Here is a 14,843-nt window from a genome sequence, read left to right as displayed (position 1 = left end):
CAAAAACTGCGTGTCACAAAGCGCATTAGCAAGGGAGCACGTAAATGCAGTCAAAGATTGCCCACGCGGCAGAGCGCAAGGCGTTTAGCGTCGCGCTCGACCAGATCATCAAGGCCGCCTCTGGCGATGATCGCGAGAAGAACCTCGACAAGCTCATTAACATGGCCGGTAACCTGCTCAAGGACACCGCCCCTGGAGTCACGCGTGGCCTCAAGGCTGGTCTCTACCCGGGTTCCAAGTGGGAGCAGTTCCTCTGGAGCGTCATCGACGAGACTGATCCGCACGTGCTCAAGACCGTCGTTCTCAACGGTGGCTACGAGGCAGCCTTCCGCGGCCTGCGCAACACCACGGCCAACGCTGACAAGTACCAGTGCAACGTGCCCTGGATTATCATCTTCGACCCCACCAGCGCCTGCAACAAGCACTGCGTTGGCTGCTGGTCGGCCGACTACGAGAAGTGGCAGAACCTCACGTACGAGGAGTGCGACAAGATCATCACGCAGGGCTCCGAGCTTGGCTGCCACCTCTACATGATGACCGGCGGCGAGCCCCTGGTGCGCAAGAAGGACGTTCTGCGCCTCGCCGAGGAGCACAACGACTGCCTCTTCAACATCTTCACCAACGCGTCTCTCATCGACCAGGCGTTCTGCGACGAGGTCAAGCGCCTGGGCAACATCGTGTTCTCCATCTCGCTTGAGGGCTACGAGAACACCAACGACGCCCGCCGTGGCGAGGGCTCCTACAACGAGGTCATGCGTGCCATGGACCTTCTCCACAAAAACGGCCTGCTCTTTGGTACCTCCACGGCCTACACCCGCGCCAACACCGAGACCGTGACGTCCGACGAGTACTTTGACCTCATCATCAACAAGGGTGCCCGCTGGGCCTGGTACTTCCACTACATGCCCGTGGGCGAGGGTGCCAACGCCGACCTCATGCCCACCATCGAGCAGCGTGAGTACATGTTGCACCGTATCCGTGAGGTGCGCGGCATCACCGGCGGCAAGCCCATCTTTGCGATGGACTTCCAGAACGACGGCGAGTACGTTGGTGGCTGCATTGCTGGCGGCCGCGTCTTCTGCCACATCAACGCCAAGGGCGACGTGGAGCCGTGTGTCTTCATCCACTACTCCAACGCCAATATCAAGGACCAGGACCTTCTCGACTGCCTGCGCCAGCCCGTCTTCCAGGCCTATCGCGAGAACTACCCCTGGAACGACAACATGCTGCGTCCTTGCCCCATGCTCGAGAACCCCGAGATGCTGCCCAAGATCGTGCATGCCGCCGACGCAAAGTCCACGGAGTACATCTCGCCCGAGGACGTCGACCACCTGTGCGCCCGCACCACGCCCTACGCCGAGAAGTGGGCTCCCGAGGCCGAGCGCCTGTGGCTTGAGGAGCACCCCACCGGCAAGAAGATCTACGCGGACAAGATGTCCAACGAGAAGATCTCCCTCAAGGCAAAGCTCATCGCCGAGGAGGACGCCAAGGCCGAGGAGGCCGTCAAGCAGGACTAGCTGCGGCTGGTTTGCTCTTGGCACATCGTAATTGCTGGCCCCGGGCTTCGTGCCCGGGGCCTTTTTCGTCGCTATTACGTGGACGCGTGTGCCGCGACGGCAGCGTCCTTCTCGCCTATGGCATCGCGCCTGCGGCGCATGCGCCCACGCTGCCCGATGCGAGCGAATCCGTCGCAGCTCACGCGGGTAAGGTGAATCCAACGCGCGGCGTCTGCCGCGCAGCGACAAAGGCACGGTGGCTTCGCCGTTGCGCTTCCCCTCGGCGATGCCGCCCTGGCATGCGGCTCGAGGAGGAACCATGGCTACAGCAAGCACTGAGAAGGTCAAGAACGTGGTCCTTGTGGGCCAAGGCGGCGTGGGCAAGACCATGCTGGCCGAGGCCATGCTGCACCTGACGGGCAAGACGACCCGTCTGGGCGGCCACGCCGGCACCAAGCCCACGCTGGATTACGACGCGGAGGAGGGCGAGCGCGGCTTCTCGATCTCTACCACCATTGCCCCCGTCGTCTGGGGGAACACCCGCATCAACGTACTTGACGCCCCCTGCTACCCGGACTTTGTTGGTGATGCCTATGCGGCCATGAGCGCGTGCGAGACGGCTCTCTTTGTGGTCGACGCCGCGGGCGGCCTTGGCACCGTGACCACGCGCCTGTGGTATGCGGCCGAGAACCTCTCGCTTGCGCGTGCCATCTTCGTGAACCGCTGCGACCGTCCGGACGCAGATTACGACGTGACCCTCGAGAACCTGCGCGAGCACTACGGTAACAACCTGGGCGCGGTTACCGTCCCCATGGGTACCGGTGACGCGTTTGACGGCGTCATTGATGTTGTCCACATGAAGGCGCGCCACCTCGAGAACGGCAAGCCCGTGGTGACTGACGTCCCGGCCGAGTACAAGGACGCAGCCGACGAGGCGCGCGCCAACCTCACTGAGCTTGTGGTTGAGGCCGACGACGAGCTCATGATGCGCTACCTCGAGGGCGGCGAAATTACTCAGGCCGAGCTCGAGGGACTTCTCGGCAAGGCCATGGCCGAGCGCGTGTTTGTTCCCGTCTTCGCCGGATCCTGCGTGCGCGAGGAGGGGCTCTTCTCGCTTATGGATGCCGTTGTTGGCTGGTTCCCCACAATGGCAGACTTTGGTCGCATCCCGCTGGTCAATGGCGAGCAGCTTGACATCTCGCCTGACGACGACCGCCCCGTTGCCTTTGCCTTCAAGAGCCTCAACGACCCGCAGAACGGGCGCCTCTCCTTCCTCAAGGTGCTGGCGGGCACCCTCACGCCGGGTATCGAGCTCACCAACGCGCGCACGCGTAAGACCGAGCGCTTGGGGCACCTCTACCTCATGTGCGGACGAGAGACCGAGGAGGTGCAGAGCGCTGCCGCGGGCGACATTGTGGTGGTGCCAAAGCTCGAGGCCATGACGGGCGACACGCTCTCCGTCACCGGCAAGGTCGAGGCGGCGGCGTTCAGGTTCCCCAACTCGCTTTACCGCATTGCCATCGAGCCCGACAAGCGCGGCACCGAGGGCAAACTGTACGCGTTTCTCGAGAAGGCCGCCGACGCCGATCCCACGCTCAAGGTCGAGCGCGATGAGGACACTGGTCAGACGGTCATCTCGGCAATCGGTGAGGCGCAGGTGAGCGTGCTGCTCGACCGCCTCGAGGACCGCGCGGGCGTGACGGCGCACACCGTGGCGCTGCGCATCCCGTATCGCGAGACCATCCGGCGCGTGGCCTCCGCGCAGGGCCGTCACAAGAAGCAGACTGGCGGTGCCGGCCAGTACGGCGACTGCTGGCTGCGCATCGAGCCCAATCCCGGCAACGGCTACGAGTTTGTGGACGAGGTCGTTGGCGGCCACATTCCTCGCGGCTTCATCCCTGCCATAGACAAGGGCGTTCAGGAGACCATGCGCGAAGGCGTGCTTGCCGGCTACCCCATGATCGACGTCAAGGTTGCCGTGTACGACGGTTCGTACCACCCGGTCGACTCCAACGAGATGGCCTTTAAGACCGCCGCGCGCATCGGCTTCCAGAAGGCCGTCGCCCAGGCCGAGCCCGTGCTTCTCGAGCCCATGGCACACCTGTGCATTACCGTGCCCGACAGCTACGCCGGCTCCGTGATGGGCGACGTCTCCGCTTCGCGCGGCCGCGTCGAGGGCATGTCCGCGGGTACAGGCGCTGCGGTTGGTGAGACGACCATCGAGGCGACCATACCGTACGCCGAGGTCACCGACTACGCCACGCGGCTGCGGTCGCTCTCGCGCGGTACTGGCGAGTTCGAGATGGAGCTCTCGGGCTACGAGCAGGTTCCGCACGACATCCAGGCTAAGCTTGCCGCCGAGTACGCCGAGAGGCGCGCCGCGGGCGAGAAGTAGACAACGCGTTATTGGCGTTTTGCGAGGTACATAGGGGTAACGAGGCCGGCTCATGGAGTCGGCCTCGTTCGTCTTCAGGAGAAATTCTGACAGCTTTCTTGCAGGCTTCTTCCCGGACTTGAGAGGTGACAGACCGTGGGGACACGACTGATCGTTGGGTTTGAATCCGCATTGAGCTTTTGGCGCTCATCGCGCGTTGCGCGTCTGGCAACCGGCGGCGTGCTGCTCGAGGAGGCTCGCTCGGTCTACGGCGTTGGGTCCAGAACCTTGGCGGAACGGGCGCGAGTGGCGCTTGGCGATTGTGGCTGTGACGGTCCGCTCGACGTTGTGCTTCCCCCGGGTGGGGTTCGACATAGCTGCCCATTGATCAGGGATCACAGGTGGAATGGCCCACCAGTAGACGAGGGTCTTTTCAAAATCGACGAACAGATTTACGTCTATCGAATGCCTGCCGTGCTTGTCCAACTTGCTTGCACGTGGGACGAGATTGATATCGCAACGGTCGCCATGGAGATGCTTGGAACCTACGGCCTTTCTGACCAGCTGGAACAGGGGTGGAGCGTAGACCTTGCCCCCTTGGTTACCTACGGAGAACTAACAAGCTACATTAGGGCGGCGGAGGCGCTCGGGATTCGCGGCGCAAAGCGTGCGGGGGAAGCGCTTAAGCTTGCTGTTCCAGGATCAAACTCGCCGCGAGAGACGGCGCTTGCTCTCTACCTCAGCTATCCGAGGCGGCGCGGTGGTGCCGAGCTCAGGGGCTACGTCATGAACAAGACGATTGAGCTGTCGGGCGAGCAGGCACAAATAGCGGGCCAAGGTCGCGTGAAACCAGATTTCCTATGGGAGGGCAAGCGCGTTACGGTGGAATACGACAGCGACCTCTCGCATCTCAACTCACTGCAAAAGACCAAGGACGAACGGCGCCGGAGCGCGTTGGAATCAGTGGGGTATAAATCGCTGGTAGTAACGAATGGAATAGCGGCAGACGAAGCCGCGCTTAGCGCGTTGACGACGCAGCTGGAGCGCTGGCTTGGATATCGAAGAAAGTCATTGAGCGAACGACAGGCCATGCTGAGGTCGACACTCGTGAGGCGGCTCTTTGGATAGCGCCCCGTTGCATCGTAACTGGTTGCTTCACACGTTGACAGAGCTTCTGGGGGTCGTAGTCGTTCGGGTCGCACGCTGGGCGAGAGTCCGATGCGTCGAAAGCGCCTTCGTTACACTGATTTTCGCTCTCGTGCATCGAACTGGCCTTCGTTACATGGGTGTTAGGAGAGGGCTCAAGTATCGAACCTCATATCTTGTGGGATTCTCTATCTATGGCACAACATGTGGTATGTAAAGAAGATCTCCTACTTAGGGGTACGCGAGAACTGGGTGTAACGAAGGCGGGTTCAGCGCACTAGGCCTGAAAAAAAGTGTAACGAGGACGGTTTCGATGCAACAACGCCCTCCTCGCGCTTCGCGCGAGGAGGGCGGGGCGCCGCAGGCGCCCCGCTATGAGGCCTCCAGAATACCGATGAGTGCTCGGTGGTCGGAGCCACTGACCTCAACGGTCTCGAGGTTGCTCACCACAATCCCCGAGGACTTCGAGTACACAAAGTGGTCGATCTCGATGAGTGACGGCACGTGGCTATTCGCAGGATACGTCATGTGGAATCCCTGTCCGCTCTGTTCGCCGGCATCCACAAACGTGCCGCCCAGCAGCTCACGGAAGCGAGCATGGTCCCAGGTCGAGTTGAAGTCGCCACAAAGCAGATAGGAGTGGTTGTACTCAGAGAGCGACTGGATGACAGAAAGCCCCTGGCTCCACTCGCTCTGGGCACCGCGTACGGGAGAGTTGGGGTGTACCGCAACTACGCGTACGGTCCTGCTTCCCACGGTGATATCGGCCGCGGGCATCGAACTCGTGTTGATGGGCAGTAGGTTAGTTGATACGTCCGACATGGGCGCTAAGGTCCAGATGCCGTTCCTGCCGCCGTTGTTGATCTGCGAGGCGGCGTCGGAGACCACGTGATATGGCAGTACCTCGTCGAGGCCAGCCTCGCTCAGGGCCTGGACCTCGGCGTCCGACAGCTCCTCAAGACACAGCACCTCGACGTGATAGCGCTTCACCACGTCAACGATTTCGGCCGCCGAGGCGTTTCCATTGCGGGTGTTGAGCGTCATTATTCGCGCGGCGTTGTCGTCTGTTGATGCGGAAGTCTCAACGCCTGTGAGCGCCGACGAACTTACGCGTGAAGTTGGAACGAAATAGCCAACGTGCCACACGACAAGTGTCGCAAGCGCGGCGCTACTCACCACCAGCAAGATTCGACGATGCCAAAGCGCCGAGAGGACCAGGCACACAAGCACGGGCACAAGGAGGATTGGCACAAACGAGACCAGCTCGGGAACGGCGCGTCCGTCGGAGGCAGATGCCGGCAGGCATCTAATCCCCATGAGTCCAAGGCAGGCCAGCATCACGAGCCACGCCAGAAGACCGGGAAACCTGTGGCGACGCTGGCTTGGCCTGTGGCCAGGTGTCTTTGCCCCGTGCGTCGGTTCAATCGCTGGGCCCGCCACCAGGGGCTCCGTGTCATCCATCATCGCTCCTCCCTTCCGCTGTTTGGCTCCGCGGTTAGCCCCAGCGAGTTCGTGACTGCCTCCAAGCAGCGAACGGAGTGCCAGATGGTATCAGCCAAATGTGGTGCCTTGGAGAACCCGATGGCCTCACGAGGTGCTCCCACTGCTTCTCCATGAACCACGAAAGGGTTACGTTTCGTGCGTATCTCCACGTCTAACGGGTATTTCTTATAGAATCAGAGCAACCGAGCCTGCCGCCGCCCTGGCGGTCCGGTTGTGCCCACATCGTCCGAGGAGGTTGCGCACTCGCGCATGGACATAGCCCTATCGATTCTTGTCACGTTTCTGCTCACGGTTGTAAACGGGTACTTCTCGATGTCGGAGATGGCACTCTCCACGGCACGGAAGGTCCTGCTCGATCATGACGCAGAGGAGGGTGACGCTCGGGCGGCCACTGCGGCAGACATGATTGACGACCCCACGCAGTTTCTCGCTGCCATCCAGGTTGCCATCACGCTTGTTGGGTTCTTCTCGTCTGCATTCGCCGCAACGAGCCTTTCCGAGCCATTCGGCCTGTGGCTCTCGGGCTTTGGCATGGACCTCGGCATCGCGAACGGCTTGGCCACGATTCTCATCACCCTCATCGTCTCGTACATCTCCATCGTGGTGGGCGAACTCGTGCCCAAGCGCATCGCCATGGCCGACGCCGAGGGCGTGTCCAAGCGCGTCGCCGGCTTTCTCCGCGGCTTCTCGCATGCCGTCAGGCCGCTGATCTGGCTAACCTCTGCGAGCGCCAATGGCCTTGCTCGTCTCATGCACGTGAAGTCCGCCGATGATCGCCAGGAGGTCTCGGAGGACGAGATCAAGTACATGGTCACGGACTCCGACGAGCTCTCCGACGAGGAGAAGTCGATGATTCACGAGGTCATCGACCTGGGCGACACCATCGCCCGCGAGGTCATGGTGCCGCGCGTGGACATGTGCGCCATGCGCGAGGACGCTACGCTCAACGAGGTGCTCTCCGTCATGCGCCGCACCGGCTACAGCCGCATCCCCATCTACCGGGGCAGCGTTGACCGCATCGTGGGTATCGCCCACATCAAGGACCTCATCTCGCCCATCATCGACGACGGTCGCGGCGGCGAGAAGATCTCGCGTCACATGCGCACTCCGGACTTTGTCCCCGACACCAAGGACATCATCCCGCTGCTCTCCGAGATGCAGTCAAGCCACGACCAGATGGTCATCGTGGTGGACGAGTATGGTGGCACGGCAGGCGTCATCACCATCGAGGACATCGTCGAGGAGATTGTGGGCGAGATCGAGGACGAGTTCGACCCCGACAACAAGTACCTCACCAAGCTCTCCGATCGTGAGTGGCTGGTCGACGGTCGCTTCTCGCTCGATGATGCCATCGACCTTGGCTGGCCTGTGGAAGACAACGAGGAGTACGAGACCATCGCCGGCTACATCACCGACATGGCCGACAAGCTCCCGCGTCCCGGTGACGTGATCACCAAGGACGGCTACACCTTCCGCGTGCAGTCCATGCGCGGCCGCCGTGTGGCCATGCTGCGCGTTACCGCTCCGGAGCCAGTCCGCGATGACGATGAGCCTGCTTCCGGCGTCGACGAGACCAATGAGGCCGAGAAGCAAGAGGCGTCCGGCGCGCTCGCCCCTTCTGAGGGGAAGGCGAATCCAGCCCTTCGCCAACCAGCTCCCGCCAATTTGCGTGAAAAGTCGCAACATAAGCCGAACTTGTCCGATTCGCATGGCGAAGAAGGGGAACAAGGCGCCTAGGGGTGCCGTTTGCCTGCGCCTTGGCTCTGTCTGCGCCCCACGTTGCCGCCTGATCCGTGCCGTCCGGCTGCGTACATGAGGTTCGGCCTAGGTTTTCACTACAATGGACCCTAGACTAGACCGCCTGTCCGCGTTCGCGGGCGCAGAAGAAGGGGAGCCGCACGATGGCCCAGCTCGTGGAAATCAAGAAGGTCACGGTAGGGCCGAGGGACCTCGACGCCCTCGTGGAGATTGCCCCCAACGCCCCGCTCATGACCAGCGAGGATATCGAGGCCACCGCGCGGGTCTTCCACCTCATGCCCGAGCTGGCAGACCACGTGTGCCTGGGCGACGCCGGCAGGCTCTTCCGCGACTCGATGGGCCATACCGAGCTTGCGCATCTCCTTGAGCACATGACGGTCGAGCTTCTCGCCCGCACCAACATCGCGGGCGACATCACCTGTGGCCGCACGTATCCCGTGGCTGGCAATGAGCGAGCCTTTGACGTGGTGTTCCCATGCCCCGATGACGTCCTGGTGACGTCTGCGCTCTCGAGCGCCGCGTGGATTCTGCAGTGGGCCTTCTCCGGTGGCGGCGAGCCCAAGCCCGACGTCGGCGCCATTGTCGATGGCATCGTGAGCCTGGTGCAGAGCGTCTCCGGCCCCAGCGCGGGCGAGGAAGAACCTGTCGAGCAGGACGAAGCCGTCCAGGAAGAGCCCCAGGAGTCGGCTGCCGATGGGGACGAGAATCCCACGGCGGAGCCCGAGTCCACGGAGGAGGCAGCGGAGGCGGCTGTTCCTGCCGTCCCGGAAAGCCCCGAGTCCACGCTCGTGTCGCCCGCACCCGTACCCGCACCAAGCGCTGCGAGCGCACAAGATGACGAGCTTGACGAGCCCGATGACGTCGTCGAGGAGGCGCAGCCAGAGCCGTCTGCGCCTGAGGCACCTTCGCCAGACGGCGGCGACTGGGACATGGCGAACATGCCGCGCCCTCGTCCGGTGAGGTAGGTCGCCCAGAAAGGCACTTCGCTCGCGCCGTACGCTGGCCGAACTCGTAGTTGGAAGCAAGAGGGTCGCATCTGCGTCCCGTAACGACAGGAGGATGTCATGAGCAAGACCGCTAGTTTCGTTCTCGGCAGCATCTTTGGTGCTGCTGCAGGCGTCGTCGCTGGCATGATGCTGGCCCCTCGCCCCGGTGCGGAGAGCCGCGCCATGGCCGCCGATGCCATGAACGACGCCTGGGACTCCGCCGTTGACACCTACGAGCGCGGTGCCCGCAGCGTCTCCGATCGCCTGGGCGACGTTCGTCCTGGCGTTGACGCCAAGACCGACGAGCTTCGGGCCAAGGTCGACCTCGCTCGCGAGCGCATGGACCAGCTCCGCGACTCGCTCTCCGAGGCCGTTTCCAGCACGTCCGCGCAGGTCTCTGACGCCATGAACACCGTGACCGACCGCATTTCGAGCATGGCTAGCGACGCGGCCGTCGCTAACGAGTCTGCCGCGCAGTCCGTGCACGTCGAGGTTGTCGACAACGACGAGAAGCCCGCAGAGTAGGTAACCGCCTCGCCAGGCAACTGCGGAGGCGACTCGTAACGGGTGCACGCATGGCGGGGTACCAGACGGTGCCCCGCCTGCTTGTTTGGCGTGCATGCTGGGACAACGTCGCCTTCGCGGTGCCTGCGCGAAGTGCGGTTGGGGAGTGATACCGTGGCCAAGATTAGTGACATGCAGGGCAAGAAGGTCTTCATCGCCAAGAAGGCTCGTGCAAAGAAGCCCAAGAAGGGCGAGAAGCCCGCAGCTGGCGAGCAGAGCGGCGAGCGCCTTTCCAAGCTCGGCAAGATTCACATGGCCGTGTTCACGCCTGACGGCCGCTCCATGGTGGGCTACCTGGTGGCGCGCCCTGATGTTGCCGGAATGGTCAAGCGCGAAGACGTCTTTGTGGCCTTCGACTCGCTGGCTGCCTGCGAGAAGGGCTTCCGCGTGGTAGGCGAGGAGGGCGCCTTCGACGACAAGGCACGCGAGCGCCTGGGAGTCGACTGGGACTCCTGCATCATGTGGGCGGGCATGGACGCCCGCACCGAGTCTGGCCGCGAGCTGGGCTACGTGGGCGACGCCGAGTTCGACGAGTCCACGGGTAAGGTGACCAAGTTCCTGGTGGGCGACGGCGGCATGGCCACGGCGCTCGTGGGCTCGGTTGAGATTCCGCCCAGCATGATGGTCGGCTACTCCAAGGGCCGCATGATCGTGAAGGACGAGGCCTCCAAGCTGGAACTCAACGGTGGCTTGGCCGCCAAGGCCGGTGAGGCCACGGCAAAGGCCAAGATTCGCGGCGCGGAGTTTGGCGAGAAGGCCGGGAAGGCCACGGGCGAGGCGGTCGACAAGGGCTCGTTCGCACTGGGCAAGGCACTGGGCAAGGCAAAGCGCGCCATCGACGACGCCCGCGCCGAGGGCGAGGCGGAGCGTGCCCGCGAGGAGGCCGAGGAGCTGCGTGCCGCGGCCGAGAAGAACCAGCTTCCCGCCACCGAGGCCGCTGACGTGCGCGTCTCCGAACCAACGGCCACGCTCAAGGCTAGCCCCGAGGAGCGCGCGGCTGCGACCTCCGGGCCCACGACCTATGCCGTGAAGAAATCCGCCGCAGGCACGGGGGCCAAGCCTGTCTCGGCAGCGAAGGCCGGCGCAGCCAAGACCGTCGCACCCAAGGCCAAGAAGCCGGCGGCAAGCCGCAGTGCCGGAGACGAGGCAGCCCGCGCGCTGGGCCGCGGGCTCAACAGCATGGGAAAGATGCTCGGCTCGTTCAAGGACGAGTTTGACAAGGCAAGCAAGTAGCGAGCCCGTGCGCTGGTGCTTCTCGCCAGCGCCGCGGCCGTAGGACAGAGAGGGGAGAACGAAGCCACATGAGCGTTGAGGAGTTTTTCGACCGCGTCATCTCGGTGAAGCTGCCGGAGGACCGCGAGTCCCTGGACATCATCGACCAGACGGTGCTTCCGGGTACGGTGAAGCGCATCAACCTTCGTACCAAGGAAGAGCTGTGGGAGGCCATCAAGAAGCTGCGCGTTCGCGGGGCACCCGCCATTGGCGTCGCTGCGGCAGAGGGCCTTGCGGTCCTCGCCAACAAGATCGACACCGCCGACCAACAGGAGTTCTACCGTCAGTTCAAGGAGATCGCGGACTACCTGGCAACCTCGCGCCCCACGGCGGTCAACCTCTTCTGGGCCCTCAACCGCATGGACGCGTTCTGCCGCGACCACCTGGACCTTCCCGTTGACCAGCTCAAGCAGGAGCTCTTCGAGGAGTCGCTTCGAATTCGCGAGGAGGACGTGCAGATCAGCCGCAACATCGGTGCTATTGGCTTCAAGATCATGCAGCAGGTGAGAAAGCCAGGGCAGCCCGTGGGCATCCTCACGCACTGCAACGCCGGCACGCTGGCCACCGCCAAGTACGGCACGGCGACGGCCCCCATGTACACTGCGCTCGAGCAGGGATGGGCCGGCACCGACATGCACGTCTACTGCGACGAGACCAGGCCGCTCCTGCAGGGTGCGCGCCTCACGTCGTTTGAGCTGTACAACGCCGGCATCACCACGACGCTGCAGTGCGACAACATGGTTTCGATGCTCATGCAGCAGGGGCGCATCGACGTGGTCTTCGTTGGCTGCGACCGCGTTGCCGCCAACGGCGATGCCGCCAACAAGATTGGTACCTCGGGCGTGGCAATTCTCGCCAAGCACTACGGCGTGCCCTTCTACGTGTGCGCGCCAAGCTCGACCATCGACCACGACACTCCCACGGGCGCGCAGATTCCCATCGAGATGCGCGACCCCGACGAGGTCACCGAGATGTGGTACAAGGAGCGTATGGCACCCGAGGGCGTGGACGTCTTCAACCCCGCGTTCGACGTGACCGATCACAGCCTGATCACGGGCATCATCACCGAGAATGGCCTGCTCACGGCTCCGTACGAGCTGTAGGGCGACGCCGCTGCGGTGCTTTTTTTGCGCACTTGGCGCCAAAAGGCGCTTCTTGGCGAGAAAGACTGCGGGCAATGGCCCTCCGGCGAGAAATCGGCGCCGGAGGGCCCCTTTCGCACGCAGTGCTGCGACAACGAGCCCTCCGGCGTCAGAATCTCGCCGGAGGAAGTGTTTCGTACGTGATAGCTGCAGCGGCGTGGCTTCCGGCGTCAATTCCTCGCCGGAGGGCCCCTTTCGTACGCAGTTGCTGCGACAACGAGCCCTTCGGCGTCAGAATCTCGCCGGAGGGCGTTTCTTGGCAGAGTGCGTCCGCCCTCCTCCCCGCGGGGCCCCGTCTCCCAGTCCCACGGCCGAGAAATAATGAACGTCGCACATCAATAACGGCACCCGTTACGAACAATTTGGTTACCAGTGGTCGAGAATCCCCTTGTGATGACCATCGCGTATCCGGCCAACGGTTAAGCTTGTGACTATCCGACGATTGGGTGAGAGGAAGCGTCGGAGGGGAAAGCCAATGGGAAAAGGGAGTGCGCTATGACTGCTCAGGTTTCGCGTCGCGGTTTCTTGGGGATGGCCTCTGGTACGGCTGCCGTCACCCTGCTCGGCCTTGCCGGCTGTGGCTCCGGCTCTTCAAGCTCCTCTAGCTCTAGCTCTAGCTCGGACTCCAGCTCCAGCTCAGACGCCAAGAAGGGGCTCAAGATCGTCATCATTACCTCCTCGGGCATCGATGACGGCTCCTTCAACGAGAACTGCTATGACGGCATCCAGGAGTTCCTCAAGGACCACTCCGACTGCTCCGTGAACGACATCAAGGAGCCGGACTACAACAACCTGGTCCCCACGGTTCAGCAGGTCGTTGGCGACTACGACGCCCTCGTGCTCCCCGGCTACAACTTCGCTGCCGTGGGTGACATCGCGTCTTCCAACCCCGATCACAAGTTCATCGTGGTCGACTCCACCATCACCGACGCCAACGGCAACCCCATGTCCCTCGACAACGTCTACACCATGACGTTCAAGGAGCAGGAGGGCGGCTTCTTCGCGGGCGTCGCCGCCGCCCTCTCCACCAAGTCGAACAAGGTCGCCGTCGTCAACGGCATGCCGTTCCAGTCCAACGTCAACTACCAGTACGGCTTCATGTCCGGCGTGAACTATGCCAACGCGCACTACGGCACCTCCGCCGAGTGCGTCGAGCTTCCCTCCTACGCTGGCACGGACCTCTCCGGCAACAACGTGGGCGGCAACTACATCGGCGACTTCACTGACGAGGCGGGCGGCAAGGTCGTGGGCTCCGCCCTCATCGACCAGGGCTGCGACGTGATCTTCGTCGCCGCAGGCGCTGCGGGCAACGGCACCTTCACCGCCATCAAGGAGGCCGACGGCTCCGAGCTCAAGGTCTACGCCATCGGCTGCGACGTCGACCAGTACGACGACGGCGCCAATGGCAGCAACAACATCATCCTCACCTCCACGCTCAAGGTGATGGACACCAACGTCGACAAGCAGCTCACCGCCATCTACGACGGCACCTTCAAGGGCCACGACGACCTCCTCGGCGCCGACACGGACTCCACCGGATACGTCTCTGCCGACGGCCGCCAGCAGCTCTCCGCCGACGCGCTCTCCAAGCTCTCCGAGTGCTATGACGCCCTCAAGGCCGGCACCATCGTGCCCGCCGCCGCGACCAACGACTACAAGCCGGACGACTTCCCCGGTCTCAAGTAGGCGGCGCGTCGGGGCGCGCCGATCGCGTGCTTCCTGGGGCCCGGCGCCACAAGGCGTCGCGGCCCCTTTGGTTTCCGGCGGGCGGGCTTCTCGCCTGCCTAGGCTCACGGGAAGGCGGAAGAACCGCCGGGAAAGGTGTGTGAACATGGCCAAGGAGTCCATCTCGGCAAGCATCTCGCTCAACGAGGGAACCTCGATTGCCAAGGTCGTCCTTATGCCGGGCGACCCGCTTCGTGCAAAGCGCATTGCCGAGAAGTACCTCGAGAATCCGGTGTGCTTCAACAACGTGCGCAACATGCTCGGATTCACGGGCATCTACAAGGGCCGCGAGGTCTCGGTGATGGGCCACGGCATGGGCATCCCCTCCGTTGGCATCTACTCCACCGAGCTCTACGAGCAGTTCGACGTCGACGCCATCATCCGCATCGGCTCTACCGGATCGCTCCAGCCCGACGTGCATCTCGGTGACGTCGTGGTTGCCATGGGCTCCTCCTCGAACTCCTCCTACGGCGACATCTACGGCCTGCCCGGAACCTTTGCGCCGGTTGCCAACTACGAGCTGCTCAAGGCATGTATGGACGCTGCCGAGAAGCTCGGCGTGCACCCGCACGTTGGCCAGGTCTACTCGTCTGACCAGTTCTACTACCCCAAGGCCAACGCCGATTTGCCCCAGCGCCTCACCGATCTGGGCATGCTCGCGGTCGAGATGGAGTCCGCCGGCCTCTACTGGACGGCGCAGGGCTGCCACAAGAAGGCGCTCGCCATGTTCACGGCCTCGGACAGCCTCATCTCGCACGAGGCCATGACGGCCGAGGAGCGCCAGAACTCCTTCGACACCATGATGTGCCTTGGCCTGGAGACCGCCTGGACCGTTGCGGGCGAGTAGGTTGCCGCTCGCAAGCGCGTCCCAGCGAGA

Annotated in this window: 11 protein-coding genes; 10 read left to right on the top strand and 1 reads right to left on the bottom strand. The window is 63.3% G+C overall.

Features of this window, described 5'->3' with window-relative positions:
• Window positions 1–44 precede the first annotated feature (44 nt).
• From BMX94_RS07720 to BMX94_RS07710, 3 genes are all read left to right on the top strand, one after another.
• Entirely contained in the window at window positions 45–1,517 is a 1,473-nt protein-coding gene (locus BMX94_RS07720; protein ID WP_091005331.1) for a radical SAM/SPASM domain-containing protein, read from the top strand.
• Between the two features lie 298 nt (window positions 1,518–1,815).
• Window positions 1,816–3,891 carry an elongation factor G gene (locus BMX94_RS07715; protein WP_091005329.1) on the top strand — a complete coding sequence of 692 codons (2,076 nt, stop codon included), beginning with the start codon at window positions 1,816–1,818 and terminating at the stop codon, window positions 3,889–3,891.
• A 363-nt stretch (window positions 3,892–4,254) separates the two neighbouring features.
• Window positions 4,255–4,998, top strand: a complete 744-nt coding sequence (locus tag BMX94_RS07710; protein WP_143052294.1) for a putative endonuclease domain-containing protein — start codon at window positions 4,255–4,257, stop codon at window positions 4,996–4,998.
• 390 nt (window positions 4,999–5,388) lie between these two features.
• Here the strand turns inward: BMX94_RS07710 and BMX94_RS07705 are convergent, their stop codons facing one another.
• Window positions 5,389–6,477 carry an endonuclease/exonuclease/phosphatase family protein gene (locus tag BMX94_RS07705; RefSeq protein ID WP_218138473.1) on the bottom strand — a complete coding sequence of 363 codons (1,089 nt, stop codon included), beginning with the start codon at window positions 6,475–6,477 and terminating at the stop codon, window positions 5,389–5,391.
• A gap of 291 nt (window positions 6,478–6,768) precedes the next feature.
• On the opposite strand from BMX94_RS07705, the gene BMX94_RS07700 reads away from it, so the two are divergent.
• The 7 genes from BMX94_RS07700 (at window position 6,769) to deoD (ending at window position 14,813) form a co-directional block, all read left to right on the top strand.
• A complete protein-coding gene (locus tag BMX94_RS07700) occupies window positions 6,769–8,256 on the top strand; it encodes a hemolysin family protein (RefSeq protein ID WP_091005323.1) in 1,488 nt (495 codons plus the stop codon).
• A gap of 164 nt (window positions 8,257–8,420) precedes the next feature.
• On the top strand, window positions 8,421–9,242 hold the full coding sequence (locus BMX94_RS07695) for a cyanophycin synthetase family protein (RefSeq protein ID WP_091005321.1): 822 nt from the start codon (window positions 8,421–8,423) through the stop codon (window positions 9,240–9,242).
• A 99-nt stretch (window positions 9,243–9,341) separates the two neighbouring features.
• A complete protein-coding gene (locus tag BMX94_RS07690) occupies window positions 9,342–9,788 on the top strand; it encodes a YtxH domain-containing protein (RefSeq protein WP_091005319.1) in 447 nt (148 codons plus the stop codon).
• A gap of 153 nt (window positions 9,789–9,941) precedes the next feature.
• Complete coding sequence (locus tag BMX94_RS07685) at window positions 9,942–11,060, top strand: PRC-barrel domain-containing protein (RefSeq protein WP_286160054.1); 1,119 nt, start codon at window positions 9,942–9,944, stop codon at window positions 11,058–11,060.
• A 68-nt stretch (window positions 11,061–11,128) separates the two neighbouring features.
• Window positions 11,129–12,202 carry an S-methyl-5-thioribose-1-phosphate isomerase gene (gene mtnA / locus BMX94_RS07680; RefSeq protein WP_091005316.1) on the top strand — a complete coding sequence of 358 codons (1,074 nt, stop codon included), beginning with the start codon at window positions 11,129–11,131 and terminating at the stop codon, window positions 12,200–12,202.
• A gap of 534 nt (window positions 12,203–12,736) precedes the next feature.
• Window positions 12,737–13,927: a BMP family lipoprotein gene (locus BMX94_RS07675; protein ID WP_218138472.1), complete on the top strand. Its 1,191-nt coding sequence runs from the start codon at window positions 12,737–12,739 to the stop codon at window positions 13,925–13,927.
• 145 nt (window positions 13,928–14,072) lie between these two features.
• The gene (gene deoD, locus BMX94_RS07670) at window positions 14,073–14,813 is read left to right on the top strand and encodes a purine-nucleoside phosphorylase (protein ID WP_091005314.1); all 741 of its coding nucleotides are present in this window, start codon (window positions 14,073–14,075) and stop codon (window positions 14,811–14,813) included.
• Window positions 14,814–14,843 lie beyond the last annotated feature (30 nt).

Origin of the sequence: Olsenella sp. KH3B4, assembly GCA_900111695.1 — a bacterium.
Classification (GTDB): Bacteria; Actinomycetota; Coriobacteriia; order Coriobacteriales; family Atopobiaceae; genus Tractidigestivibacter.
This window is presented reverse-complemented; position numbering and strand designations above follow the sequence as displayed.

Bases quoted from the DNA above. Each gene is read 5' to 3' on its own strand.
- BMX94_RS07720 (WP_091005331.1), top strand. From the start codon at position 45: ATGCAGTCAAAGATTGCCCACGCGGCAGAGCGCAAGGCGTTTAGCGTC.
- BMX94_RS07715 (WP_091005329.1), top strand. From the start codon at position 1,816: ATGGCTACAGCAAGCACTGAGAAGGTCAAGAACGTGGTCCTTGTGGGC.
- BMX94_RS07705 (WP_218138473.1), bottom strand. From the start codon at position 6,477: ATGGATGACACGGAGCCCCTGGTGGCGGGCCCAGCGATTGAACCGACG.
- BMX94_RS07700 (WP_091005323.1), top strand. From the start codon at position 6,769: ATGGACATAGCCCTATCGATTCTTGTCACGTTTCTGCTCACGGTTGTA.
- BMX94_RS07695 (WP_091005321.1), top strand. From the start codon at position 8,421: ATGGCCCAGCTCGTGGAAATCAAGAAGGTCACGGTAGGGCCGAGGGAC.
- BMX94_RS07690 (WP_091005319.1), top strand. From the start codon at position 9,342: ATGAGCAAGACCGCTAGTTTCGTTCTCGGCAGCATCTTTGGTGCTGCT.
- mtnA (WP_091005316.1), top strand. From the start codon at position 11,129: ATGAGCGTTGAGGAGTTTTTCGACCGCGTCATCTCGGTGAAGCTGCCG.
- BMX94_RS07675 (WP_218138472.1), top strand. From the start codon at position 12,737: ATGACTGCTCAGGTTTCGCGTCGCGGTTTCTTGGGGATGGCCTCTGGT.
- deoD (WP_091005314.1), top strand. From the start codon at position 14,073: ATGGCCAAGGAGTCCATCTCGGCAAGCATCTCGCTCAACGAGGGAACC.